The organism is Paraburkholderia dipogonis (assembly GCF_042680985.1).
GTDB lineage: Bacteria > Pseudomonadota > Gammaproteobacteria > Burkholderiales > Burkholderiaceae > Paraburkholderia > Paraburkholderia phytofirmans.
On the sequence record NZ_JBHUFR010000013.1, the window covers coordinates 313,848 to 326,383 of the forward strand.

The 12,536-nt window shown below is 60.4% G+C and carries 11 protein-coding genes; 4 read left to right on the forward strand and 7 right to left on the reverse strand.

The window, feature by feature from the left end; all coding sequences use genetic code 11:
* On the reverse strand, positions 1–669 hold a 669-nt coding region (locus ACFSNN_RS18985; RefSeq protein WP_465263558.1), incomplete at its 3' end, for a type 1 glutamine amidotransferase family protein.
* 785 nt (positions 670–1,454) lie between these two features.
* Between ACFSNN_RS18985 and ACFSNN_RS18990 the strand changes: the two genes are divergently transcribed.
* Entirely contained in the window at positions 1,455–1,640 is a 186-nt protein-coding gene (locus tag ACFSNN_RS18990) for a hypothetical protein (protein WP_012428083.1), read from the forward strand.
* Positions 1,641–1,744: 104 nt separating this feature from the next.
* Here the strand turns inward: ACFSNN_RS18990 and ACFSNN_RS18995 are convergent, their stop codons facing one another.
* Positions 1,745–1,942 (reverse strand): hypothetical protein, encoded by a 198-nt coding sequence (locus ACFSNN_RS18995; RefSeq protein WP_134462926.1) that lies wholly within the window; start codon positions 1,940–1,942, stop codon positions 1,745–1,747.
* A 591-nt stretch (positions 1,943–2,533) separates the two neighbouring features.
* Here ACFSNN_RS18995 and ACFSNN_RS19000 point away from each other — a divergent pair.
* The 3 genes from ACFSNN_RS19000 (at position 2,534) to ACFSNN_RS19010 (ending at position 7,035) form a co-directional block, all read left to right on the forward strand.
* Positions 2,534–3,571 (forward strand): 3-oxoacyl-[acyl-carrier-protein] synthase III C-terminal domain-containing protein, encoded by a 1,038-nt coding sequence (locus ACFSNN_RS19000; RefSeq protein WP_106312789.1) that lies wholly within the window; start codon positions 2,534–2,536, stop codon positions 3,569–3,571.
* A 28-nt stretch (positions 3,572–3,599) separates the two neighbouring features.
* Positions 3,600–6,173, forward strand: a complete 2,574-nt coding sequence (locus ACFSNN_RS19005) for an ATP-binding response regulator (RefSeq protein ID WP_377689074.1) — start codon at positions 3,600–3,602, stop codon at positions 6,171–6,173.
* A gap of 193 nt (positions 6,174–6,366) precedes the next feature.
* Positions 6,367–7,035, forward strand: coding sequence for an RraA family protein (locus tag ACFSNN_RS19010; protein WP_134462930.1), 669 nt, complete (start codon positions 6,367–6,369; stop codon positions 7,033–7,035).
* 115 nt (positions 7,036–7,150) lie between these two features.
* Here ACFSNN_RS19010 and ACFSNN_RS19015 read toward each other — a convergent pair whose 3' ends face one another.
* The 5 genes from ACFSNN_RS19015 to ACFSNN_RS19035 form a co-directional block, all read right to left on the reverse strand.
* Positions 7,151–8,185: an L-idonate 5-dehydrogenase gene (locus ACFSNN_RS19015; RefSeq protein ID WP_134462932.1), complete on the reverse strand. Its 1,035-nt coding sequence runs from the start codon at positions 8,183–8,185 to the stop codon at positions 7,151–7,153.
* A gap of 112 nt (positions 8,186–8,297) precedes the next feature.
* A complete protein-coding gene (locus ACFSNN_RS19020; RefSeq protein ID WP_134462934.1) occupies positions 8,298–9,737 on the reverse strand; it encodes an NAD(P)(+) transhydrogenase (Re/Si-specific) subunit beta in 1,440 nt (479 codons plus the stop codon).
* Entirely contained in the window at positions 9,734–10,066 is a 333-nt protein-coding gene (locus ACFSNN_RS19025) for an NAD(P) transhydrogenase subunit alpha part 2 (RefSeq protein ID WP_134462936.1), read from the reverse strand. Before ACFSNN_RS19025 ends, ACFSNN_RS19020 begins: the two co-directional genes overlap by 4 nt.
* Positions 10,067–10,076: 10 nt before the next feature.
* Entirely contained in the window at positions 10,077–11,219 is a 1,143-nt protein-coding gene (locus ACFSNN_RS19030) for a Re/Si-specific NAD(P)(+) transhydrogenase subunit alpha (protein ID WP_134462938.1), read from the reverse strand.
* A gap of 172 nt (positions 11,220–11,391) precedes the next feature.
* On the reverse strand, positions 11,392–12,501 hold the full coding sequence (locus ACFSNN_RS19035) for a porin (protein WP_244322936.1): 1,110 nt from the start codon (positions 12,499–12,501) through the stop codon (positions 11,392–11,394).
* Between the last annotated feature and the right edge of the window lie 35 nt (positions 12,502–12,536).

Here is a 12,536-nt window from a genome sequence, read left to right on the forward strand (position 1 = left end):
GAGGATCTTCTCGCTGATCTGCGGCGCCACGTCGGGCGTGATCGACGAGCTGAAAGGCGTTCTGGGTTGCGGCGCGATCGACTCGGCAACTCGCTGTGCAAGATCGGCACCGAGATCCTCTTCGACGATACGCAGCGCGGTCGATACGGCGCCCGGCGCTTCTGTCAACCGCGCCGGATGCAAGCCGGGTGCTTCGCTGTCTCCATAGAGAAGCGGGCAGTAGCGGCTGGGCAGCCCGGCGGCCTGAAGCAGCAGTTGGCCTTCCGCGATCGGATGCACGATCTCGCTGAACGGATGCCTGCGGCGAAGCCACTCGCTCAATCGCTCGTCGCGGCATGCCTGCTGCACGCCGGCGCCCCCTGCAATGAACAACAGGTGTGGTTCGTTGGTGCCTCGGTGCGACTGGACGTCGTCAGTCCAGACAAACACCGATGACGAACTGGCGATGCGTCCGCCCGCGGCGGAAAGCAGCGAGACGTCGTAACGTGCGCGGCCCGAGCGCGGTGCGGCGACTAACGAGTTAGCCCTCTGGAAAATCTCGATGAGTGCGGCGACCGTAGGCAAGGCGAATCCGTTGAACAGCGCGATGTCGATGCGAGTCAGATCGTTCGTTTGCATCGGCGCGGCACTGTGGCGCGAACTGCGCTGCAGAGTATGTCCCAAATCCATTTATTTTTCCCCGGAAATGTGTGGTCTACAGAGACTTCTCCCCAAGACTCCGTCTTTTTTTTATTAGAGCATGCTATACGTGTAATTCTCTTGTCAGTATTTCATGGCTGAATTAACCAACACATTGGCTGTTGCGGACGTCGAGCGGCGAGATGGCGAGCAGCCTTGCTGAGCGCCGGATTCGATCCGTGATTGCGTAAGATTAAGAAAGGATTATCGTATATCGCAACAGACAAGGGCGGCATGCATAGTGCATCCCTTTATCGATTTATATCATTGTTGGGCTAATTGTGCTCAATGACAGTGCATTGTCCATTGGCGTCGAAATATTTTGTGGTGAATAGAGATCAGTCTGGTGGGTCAAAAGTGGTGCATTTGCTGCACCGCGCAGGGTATTGCCGCTAACCGCAACGGCCGATGCAGAGAGAACATGTGCCGCAGGGCGCTGTGAGGCGGCCCCAACAATGTGCTCCTTTCGGACTTAAGTTTTCCGATAAGCGCCGCAATACGGTGCGGCGTGGCGGAAGAGGTAGAATTTCGCCCGACGTTCAGGATGCGCGAATTCCAGTGCGTGCTCACATGCATCGCCGTTCACCTGGACCGCAGGGCGGCCGCCTTGTCCCGCCTCGCCGGGCGCGGCGAACGCTTGAACTCCGTGATGCGCCATGTTCGGTTTTCGATCACCGCGCTGGCATCGTGCAAAGCGGGGGCAGTGGTTAAATTTTTTTTAGCAAACGATTGCGCATGAGGCTAAATAAGCTCGCTATGCGACCGTTAACGGGTTCATGCATAAACAAGATATTCAGACAATCGTGTCCGCGGCGCGCGAAACGGCCGATTCCATCGTCGGTGCGCGCGAATGGAAGACGGCGGAAGATGCCAGCGCAATGCGCGACGTGATCTTCTGGGACATGGTTGCGAAGCGATTGCCTGACACGAACCTCGCCGATCTGCTGTCGGTGCTGGATTAGACGGCTTAGTCGACACGGTTCATCTTGCCGCGCGGCATGCTGTTGCGCGTGCGATGGCGAGCGCTTCCAGCCTCCGTCAATGGATGTGCAAAGCTTCAACACGGCTACTGATCCCCAAATCCGAGCAGGGAAAAGATCTTGACGACCGACCCTTGCTTCGGTTGGCGCTCGCCCTGTTGTTGTATGAAGACTTGCATCGCGCGTGTCATCTCCTGATCTGACAGCTTGCGATAGGCGCAGATGTTGTAGGTGACGCCGTGCTGCGAGTCTTTGATGAAGTTATCTACGTTTGGTAGCTGCATGCTTTCCTCGATAGCGTCACGCGGTTTTCCGCTGGAACTGTGGTCGTCTTCGACCTACAGGTGAGGACAGCAATCGCAATCGTGGATGAACCTTGGGGGCGGCATGCATCGGCCTGATCCTCTTAGGTCACGAGCGACTATTGCCTGAATTTGAAGCGGTCCACAAAAAAAGAGCCTACCGCCCGAGGGAGCGGCAGGCTGAAAGATCGAGGGGTGGGGTTCGCTTGAGAGAAGCGCCCCCTCGAAAGACCGAAGCCAAGTCTAGTCGCTCGAAGGAGGCTACGGGCGCATGCGGCGGATGAGGTCACGTTCTTGACGGAACAGGACACGAAAAAGGTCTGATCCCGGGCGAACGGACACGCCGCTGAACGTCGCCGCCCGATCCACACCCATTCCACCCCCGGCGCCCGGGCCCACCCCGCCGCCCGGCATTCCCATTGGCAACACGCCAGACGGGACTTTTTTCATGAATCGCGGTGGACGCGTTAATGTACCAGCGCCGCGAGGCCGGGTATCTGGCGTCCCAGATACCCCGTGCCATGGCGCAAAACGTACTTCTACCCACCGCGTTAGTTTATTCATGGATTCTTTATGCTTATTAAAGACGTAGCCGTCAGCTTGCCCTCCAGGATCGTTACGAACGAGGAAGTGATCGATATGATTCGATTTCATTCCAGGGATTACGAGGGCGACATCGACCGGGGAATGCGCACCATCAAGACCTTGCTCGACAGAAGCGGACTGGTCAACCGGCGCTGGTGTGAAAGCCACGAGTCGCCTATCGATCACGTCGCCATGGCGACGCGCAAGGCGCTATCGGAAACGTATCTGAAGCCGGAACATATCGAGCTGTTTATTTACGTTGGTATTGGAAGAGGGTTTCTCGAGCCCGGCAACAGCCACATGATGGCCAGCACGCTTGGCTTCGTGAACGCCGAGTGTTTCGACGTGGTCGACGCCTGCATGAGCTGGACCCGGGCCATGGCGATCATCGACAGCCTTTTCAAGTCGGGTCAGTACAGAAACGCTATGATTGTGAATGCCGAGTTCAATATGCTTGCGGGCGGTCCACTCTATCCGGGGAATTTCGCGTTGAAGAGCCAGGCTCAAATCGAATATACGTTGCCGTCGTTTACGATTGGCGAGGCGGCGACCGCCACCTTGCTTGTCGCCAAAGAGCCGGATAACTTCACCTTCGCGTTCCGCGCGAAGCCGGCAGTGTCGGACCTGTGCACCATTCCAATCCCCGGCTACGAAGGGTATTGCCACCCGACCGAGCGGATCGGTAAGAACGGCGACATGCGTTTCACATCATTCGGCCATGAGCTTCACAAGAATTCGGACGAGCTGTCCGCGGTATTGACTAAACTGCCAGTTCCCAAGAAAGACATCGACATCGTCTTCACCCACGCATCCTCCAAGGCTGCGTGGCAGGGTTACGGCGCCAAGGTAGGGATCGACGACAAGATGTATCACATCTATCCGGAGACGGGAAACCTCGTTTCGGCTTCGATTCCGGCTGCCATTTCACTGGCAAAAGACGGCGGGCGGTTGAAGAGAGGCGACAGAGTGCTGTGCTGGGTCGGCAGCGCCGGCATGTCGTTCAACGTCAGCAGCTTCAGATTCTGAGGCTGGATAAGTCAAGATAAAGCGCGACATGAGAGCCATTTCAGGGAGCATCCGTTACCTCAACCGACTGGTTTATGACTCGGCCAAGGTGTCGGACTACAGCGTGCTGGCTGTTGGCGTAATCGGTACGATCGGACATCCGCTCTACTGGCTGTGGTGGACGTATATCGACCCTCAACCCAACGAAAGCCTGCTGATGCGCGCTTTCGGTACAGCCGCCTGTGCGCTGCTGCTATTGCGCCGTTTCTGGCCCGCTCTGGTCGTGCGCTTCCTGCCGTGGTACTACTTTGTAACGGTAGCTTATACGCTACCGTTCTTTTTCACTTACTACCTGATCGCCGGTCACTATTCGATGCTCTGGTCGATGGCCGAGCTGGGCATGGTGTTTTTCCTGATCGCCATCTTTCCGTCGGTCGTTGCGTTAGCACTCAATCTGATTCTGGGGATGGGTCTTGCCGTTCTATGCGCCAGGGTCGTCATTCCGCAATCCCTCCACGTTGACGGGCAGTTATTTCTCTACACGTATCTGCCGGTTTTTACATTCGCTATTTTTGCGGGCCTTACGTTCAGTTACAGCAACCTCAAGGGCATCGTCGCGCAGGCAAAAAACGTGGCGTTTCGTGCGCTCGCCGGTTCGATCGCTCATGAAATGCGCAATCCTCTCAGCCAGCTGAGGCACGTGCTGGATCGCATGGAAGAGGCGCTGCCCGCGGTGACGGACGCCAATCCGTCGCCGGCCATGTCGCATGACAGGGCGGCGTTGCTTTACCGGCATCTCGCCCACGGCCAATTGTCGATTGACCGAGGCCTGCGCATCATCGCCATGACGCTCGATGAAGTCAGCGCGAAACCCATCCGCGCGGATCATTTCACCTATCTGAGCGCGGCGGCCACCACGCGTAAAGCGCTGGACGAATACGGTTTCGGCGATCAGAAGGAGCGCGCCAAAGTCCGGCTCGTGATGCTGGAAGACTTTATCTTCAAGGTCGACGAAACCGTCTATCTGTTCACGCTGTTCAATCTGATCAAGAACGCGTTGCATCACATTGCCGCGCATCCTCTGGCAACGCTGACGCTGACGATCGACCGCCAGACGGTGCTGGTTCATGATACCGGCCCCGGCATCGCGGCCGACCTCCTGCCGCATCTGTTCGAGCCTTTCCGTACCGCGGGCAATTCGGCGGGTACGGGGCTCGGCCTTGCCTATTGCCAGCGCGCAATGCGCGCGTTCGGCGGCACGATTGCCTGTCGCTCGGAAGTCGGCAAATTTACGCAGTTCACGCTGCAATTCCCCGCCGTCTCCAGCCGCGAGGTGGCAGAGCATGAGCAGAAGGTTTTCGAGCGTGCCACGCCATTTTTTGCCGGCAAACGCATTCTCGTCGTGGACGACGATGCCGCCCAGCGGGCGCGAAGCCGCCGCGCGTTGTCGAAGGTCGGCGCGGAGGTGAGCGAGGCGGAAAACGGCGAAGCGGCATTGAGGGTGCTTCGACAGTCGACGCCGCACGACCTCGTGCTGATGGACATCAATATGCCGGTCATGGACGGCTACACCACCGCCGAGACGATCCGCGCCGACCATCAACACCCGAACCGGAATGTGCTGATCGCCGCCTTCACGACGGAGCCGGTCAATGTGACGCGGGTGCTCGCCCGGCGCGCCGGCATGGACGATATGATCAGCAAATCCGTTAGCCCGGTGGAATTGATCACCGCGCTCAAGACGCTCTTCGAAAGCGGCAATCGGCACGATCACAGCCATCCATTCGACGGATTCGCCGGCAAAACGATTCTGGTGGCGGACGACGACACCTACAGCAGGCGGATTGCCAAAGGTTATCTGGAGCGATGCGGCGCGCGTGTCGTCGAGGCCGAGCATGGGCCGGCCGTGCTGACGATGCTGGAGGAGGACGACACCGTCGATGCCATCGTGATGGACATGAACATGCCCGGAATGGGCGGCGTGGAAACGACTGCGTCGATCCGCGCGCGGGCCGACGCCTATTCCCAGATCCCCGTCGTAGCATTGACCGGCCAATCCGATATGAAAGCCGTGCAGGCATGTCTCGCCGCGGGCATGAACGAGGTCATGATCAAGCCCGTGCAGATCGGCGCGCTTTACGCGTCTCTTGCAAGACAGTTTGCCCAGCAACGTGCGTCGCATGCGCCGGTCAAAGCGGAACCGGCGCAGACACCCGCCGTGCAAGCCGACAAGCCGGCGCCGATCAAGGAAGGCCCGCTGCTCGACGAGAAACACCTCGAGGAACTGGTGGCGCTCGATTTGCTGGATCAGACGTTCCTCAACGGCATCGAACAGATTCGCTCGACCGTGGCGCAACTCGCCGCCAGCGTGGCGGCCCGCGACCTCGAATCGACGCATGGCGCCTTGCACGTCCTGCTTGGCATCAGCGGCAATATCGGCGCAAAGGCGCTGCATCAGTTCGTGCGGCAAATCTATCCGCGCGTGGTGGAAGGGGAATGGCCCGCGGAAGCCGACTGGCTGGCGCGAATCTGCTCGTTGAGCGACCATTCGGCCCCCGCGTTGCAGACCTTTTTCGCTTCAGCCAAAGCGCGTGGCGATCACGGGAACGCTGTGAGTGATTGATGGGCGGTGCAGGGGGCAGTGATCCGGTCTGGCCTCAAGCCCGCAAGATCCCGACGCTCCAGGCGCAAACACGCGGAGAATCGCGCTTCATAAGCGTTTGCTATCGTGCAAGAACGAAGCCGTCTTGGCGTGATTCACGAGGGCGATATACCGTTATAGCCGTATATCAGCCACCTGGAAGCCAAGATCGACCATGTATAAAGCCATCAGGAAAAACCCTTCGGCCGCTCAAGCCGCCGAGACGATTCTCACCGCGTTGCGTGGCATTCCTGTCTCCGCGCTCAGCGACAACATGCATCGCAATATCGGCAGTGTGGGACTGCATCCGTATCAGAAGCCCAGCAAGCAGACCATGGCGGGCACCGCGGTCACGGTGCGCTCGCGCGGCGGCGACAACCTGACTTACTTGCGCGCGCTGGAGTTTTGCCGTCCTGGCGACGTTCTGGTCGTGGACGCGGGTGGCGATCTCAACAACGCCGTGGTCGGCGGAATTCTGTCGTTCTATGCCGCTCACGTGGGTGTTGTCGGTCTGGTAGTGGATGGCGCGATTCGCGATGTCGCGGAAATTCGCGAGCGAGATTTTCCGGTGTACGCACGTGGCGTCACGCATCGCGGTCCGTATAAGGACGGTCCAGGCGAAATCAACGTGCCGGTGTCGGTGGGCGGCATGGTGGTGAATCCGGGCGATATCGTCGTCGGCGATCAGGATGGCTTGCTGGCCATTCCGCAGGACGATGCCGCGCATGTGATCGAGAAGGCGCTAGCCGTTCTGGAAGCGGAGGCCGAAACCATGCGGGCGATGAAGGACGGCCGCTGGAACCGCGCGTTCATCGACGCGCTCGAAGCGCGCTGCAATAACTGAGCAACGCGCGGTGTGAAGGAAAAAAGCCGACGTCTGCGTTTCGACGTCGGCTTTTTCATGATCCTTCGTGACGCGGCCATGCAGTTACGCAATCGCCGCATCACACACTCTCCATTCAATCGAAACTCACCAGCACCTTCATCGACTTCGAGCGATCGCCGGCGGTCTGAAACGCCTTGACTGAATCCTGATACGGGAAAATGCCTGAAATCAGGGGCTTCACGTCGATCAAACCCTTGTTCAGTAATTCGACAGCCACGGCGAATTCTTCATGGAAACGGAACGCGCCGCGCAGATCGAATTCCTTGGCGACGATCACGTTGATGGGTAAGGCGATATCTCCGCCGAGTCCCACCTGGACGATCACGCCGCGCGGCTTGAGTACGTCGAATGCGCCGCGCAAGGCCGCCGCGTTGCCGCTCGCCTCGAACAGAACGTCGAACGTGCCCTTGTCGACGGCGAACGGCTTCAGCCCGTCCGGCGTTTCGGCGATGTTGATCGCGAGGTCCGCGCCGACCTTTTTCGCGCTATCGAGCGGCAGCGTGTTGACATCGGTCACGACGATCGTCGCGGCGCCGGCTCGGCGCGCGGCGGCCACGATCAACGCGCCGATCGGCCCGCAACCTGTCACCAGCACCCGCTTGCCGAGCAGCGGACCCGCGCGCCGCACCGCATGCAATGCAACGGAGAGCGGCTCGGCCATGGCGGCTTCGGCATCGCTCAACGAATCCGCCACCACGTGGGCCTGCGAACGGTCGATCACGATTTCCTGCTGGAACGCGCCCTGCACGTGCGGCGTGCGCATCGCGCTACCGTAGTAGCGCATATCCAGACAGTGGTTTTGCAGCCCTTGCTGGCAGTATTGGCACAACCCGCAAGGCCGGCTCGGACTGATGGAGATGCGTGTACCGGCCGGCATGTCCGTCACGCCGGGTCCCACGCGCGAGACAGCGCCAGACACTTCGTGGCCGAGCACCATCGGTTCCTTGATGCGGACCGTGCCGAAACCGCCGTGATTGAAATAGTGAAGATCGGAGCCGCAGATTCCGCCGGCTCGAACCCGCACCAGCAACTGGTTGGCTTCCGGTTCGGGCGTGGGCACCTCCTCGATGCGCAGATCGAGCGGTGCGTGAATGACGAGTGCATGCATGGTAAGTGCCTATAACGGTAAATGCGGGATCAGCACGCTATAAGGTAGCGTCTAACGGTCTGCTCGACAAAGACCAAACTCTTCTGGGCCGATACTTGCCGCTTATGGATGCTCATTCGAGCGCCTTGGTCATGTTTTCGATGACCTTCTTGGCGTCGGAAAACACCATCATCGTTTTTTCCATATAGAACAGATCATTGTCGAGACCCGCGTAGCCGGAAGCCATCGACCGTTTATTGACGATCACGGTGCGTGCCTTGTACGCCTCCAGAATCGGCATGCCCGCAATCGGCGAGCCCGGGTCGGTCTTCGCGGCGGGATTGACCACGTCGTTGGCGCCGAGAACGAGTACGACATCGGTCTGGCCGAACTCCGCGTTGATGTCTTCCATTTCGAATACCTGGTCGTACGGCACCTCGGCTTCGGCGAGCAGCACGTTCATATGGCCGGGCATGCGGCCCGCCACCGGATGGATCGCATAGCGCACGTCGATGCCTTTGTCGGTGAGCTTGTCGGTCAACTCCTTCAGCGCGTGCTGCGCGCGGGCGACGGCAAGTCCGTAGCCAGGCACGATCACGACCGATTCGGCATTGCCGAGCAGAAACGCGGCATCGTCGGCGGAGCCCGATTTGACGGGCCGTTGCTCGCGTTTCGCTACGCTGTCGGCGGCGCTTTCCGCGCCGAAGCCGCCGAGCAGCACGCTGAAGAACGAGCGGTTCATCGCCCGGCACATGATGTACGACAGAATCGCGCCGGACGAGCCGACCAGCGAGCCGGCAATGATCAGCATCGGATTGTTCAGCGAGAAACCGATGCCCGCGGCCGCCCAGCCGGAATAAGAGTTGAGCATCGAGACGACCACCGGCATGTCGGCGCCGCCGATCGGGATGATGATCAACACGCCGAGCGCGAACGCAATCGCGGTCATGACGATGAAGGGCAACCACGACTGCGTCAGAAAGAACGCAACGCCGAAGCCGACCATGGCGAATGCCAGCGCGAGGTTGAGCGCATGCTGTCCTGGATACACGACCGGCGCGCCCTGAAACAGCCGGAACTTGTACTTGCCGGACAGCTTGCCGAATGCGATCACGGACCCCGAGAACGTGATCGCGCCGATAAAGGTGCCGATGAACAACTCGACGCGATTGCCATACGGCAGTTCGCCGCCGACCGCGGTCAATCCGAAAGCGGACGGCTCGGACACCACCGCATACGCAATACAGACGGCGGCCAGCCCGATTAGCGAGTGCATCGCCGCAATCAGTTCGGGCATCCTGGTCATCTCGACGCGCGCGGCCACCACGGTGCCGATCGCGCCTCCGACGATCAGCGCGGCGATGAGCACCGCCAGCCCGAGCACCAGATCCGACCCGAGCGACGACGCCTGTTTCGCGATCAACGCGAGCGTCGTCAGCATGGCGATCGTCATGCCGGCCATGCCGAAGACGTTGCCGAGCCGGGCGCTTTTCGGATTCGACAACCCTTTGAGCGCCTGAATGAAGCACACGGAGGCGGTGAGATACAACAACGTGACCACATTCATACTCATTGCGCGACTCCGTTGACTGCGTTTGCGGCCGGCTTTCTAGCCTCTTTTTTGCGGAACATTTCGAGCATGCGGCGCGTGACGAGAAAGCCGCCGAACACATTGACCGCCGCCAGCGCGACGGCGATTGCGCCGAATGCCTTGCCCGCGCCGCCCACGGTCAATCCCGCGGCCAGCATGGCGCCGACGATCACGATCGCGGATATCGCGTTGGTGACGGCCATCAGCGGCGTATGCAGCGCGGGCGTCACGTTCCAGACGACGTGGTAGCCCACATAGATCGCCAGCACGAAGATAATGAGGTTGGTCGTGGTGTGAGTGATGAGTTCCATCGCAGTCTCCTTAGGCGGTTTGCAGCATCGATGCGTCGTGACCCAGCAAGGTGGTGGCTACGATGTCGTCGCTGGTGTCGATCTTCAGCTTGCCTTCGGTGTCGATGATCAGCTTCAGAAAGTCGAGCACGTTGCGCGCGTACAGCGCGGAGGCGTCGGTAGCCACCATGGCCGGCAGATTCGTATAGCCCGCGATCTGCACGCCGTGCCGCAGCACGACGGCATCGGCTTCGGTCAACGGACAGTTGCCGCCGCGCCGGTCGCCGCCGCTTGCGCCTTTGCCCGCCGCGAGGTCGATGATCACCGAGCCCGGCTTCATCGCTCGGACCGTGTCATCGTTGAGCAGGGTGGGCGCGGTGCGGCCGGGGATCAACGCGGTCGTGATGATGACGTCGGCCTGTTTGGCCCGCTCATGCACCAACGCGGCCTGGCGTGCAAGCCACGAGGGCGGCATGGGCCGCGCATAGCCGCCCACGCCTTGAGCGGCCTCGCGCTCTTCATCGGTTTCGCACGGCACGTCGAGAAATTTGGCGCCCAGCGATTCGATCTGTTCCTTGACGGCGGGACGCACGTCCGATGCTTCGATCACGGCGCCAAGACGCCTGGCCGTTGCAATCGCCTGCAATCCCGCGACGCCCGCACCGAGAATGAGCACGCGCGCGGCTTTGACCGTGCCTGCGGCGGTCATCAACATGGGCACGAAGCGCTGGTACAAGCTGGCAGCCACCAGCACGGCCTTATAGCCGGCAATATTGGCTTGCGACGACAGCACGTCCATGCTTTGCGCGCGCGTCGTACGCGGAATCGATTCGAGTGCGAAAGCGGTCACGCCCGCGGCGCGAATTTTTGCGACCTGATCGGTGTCGAACGGATTGAGCATGCCGACGAGAAAAGCGTCGCGCTTCATCTGCCGAAGCTCAGTTTCTGTCGGCGCCTGCACCTTGAGGATGAGGTCGGCCGCGAATGCCTCGGCGGCTTCGACCAGCGTGGCGCCCGCCTGCGCATAGGCCGTATCGGGGAAGTGCGCGCCTTCACCTGCCGTGCGCTGGACCAGAACGATATGCCCCTGCGCGGTGAGTTTTTTGACGGTTTCCGGCGTGCCGGCGACACGCGTTTCGCCGGCGCGGCTTTCGGCAGGGATGCCGATTTTCATGAGTGTTTCCTCCTGAAGCGAATGGATGGGATGGGCGGATCGAGGTCCGCCTTTTCAATGCGGGGACGTGCGTCGACGATCGGGACGCGGCTACGCGTCCCGATGTGGTTTGGCGATGTCATGCGTGCTTCCGGCATCGAGGGACGCCGGAGAAGGATGCTTGCCGCGAATGCTAGAACTTGTGGCGCAAACCGATCGCGGCTTCGAACAGCGAGTTGAAGCCATAGAACGGCTGGTTCGAGCCGGACGCGGCGGCGAGGGTGGTCCAAGCTCCCGTCAGATGGTTGTAGTCCACGCCGACATAGACGTCGGTGCGCTTGCTCAGCAAGTAGTCGAGCGTCGGGCCGCCGGTGATGCGCGTGCCGCTCTGACCTGCGTGGTGGACGAAGTCGATATAGAACGGCAGATCGAGCACGAGCGCGGGCGTGATGGTGTACTGAAGCGCCGTGGAGAACGAGTCGTTGCGATAGTCCGCCGGATAGACGTGGCTGTAGATATACGAGGCGTACACCTTCGCCGGGCCGAATTTATAGGTCGCGCCCGCCGTGAAGATCTTTTGCGAGCTGTCGGGAATCGTCACGCCGAAATAGCTGCTGCCGTAAGCGGTCGTCGAAGGATTCAGGCCGCCGATGTTGTTGACGATCTGATAAGCCGCGCCGACGCTCAACGGACCGTTGTCATAGGAAAGGCTCACGGCCGGCGACGAGTTCTGATGAATACTGCCCGCTGTCTGGCCGAACGTGTACGCGCCCTTGAGGGTGAAGCCGGCAAGCGTCGGCGACGTATAGCGCACCGTATTGTCGAGACGTCCGCCGCCCGTTAGGCCCGCGCCCTGAAAGCCGACCGTGCCGGTGTAATTGGCGAATGCATAGATATCGTGCATCCAGCCCATTTCGTGCACGAGGGTGTATTGGCGGCCGGCCGTCACCGTGCCGTACGGTGTGCTGAGCCCGACCATCGCGGTACGGCCGAACAGGCGCGCCGCGCCCGACGGCGTGGATTGCTGCGTCACGCCGGTATTCGGCGTAAAGCCGCCTTCGAGTTGGAAAATGGCGGCCATGCCGCCGCCGAGATCTTCGGTTCCCTGCAGGCCCCAGCGGCTTCCCTGAATCTCGCCGCCGCTACCCATCGTGAAAAGCTTCCCGCCGGATTTGTTCTGGTGGGTGTCGTAGCGCACGGCTTCGTCGATGATGCCGTAGAGAGTCACGCTCGATTGCGCGTGCGCGATACCGGAGAGGGCCAGTCCAAATCCAGTTAGTATGCCTAAAGTATGCTTTTTCACGAATAGATCCCCTTGCAGATTGACGAAAGATGGAA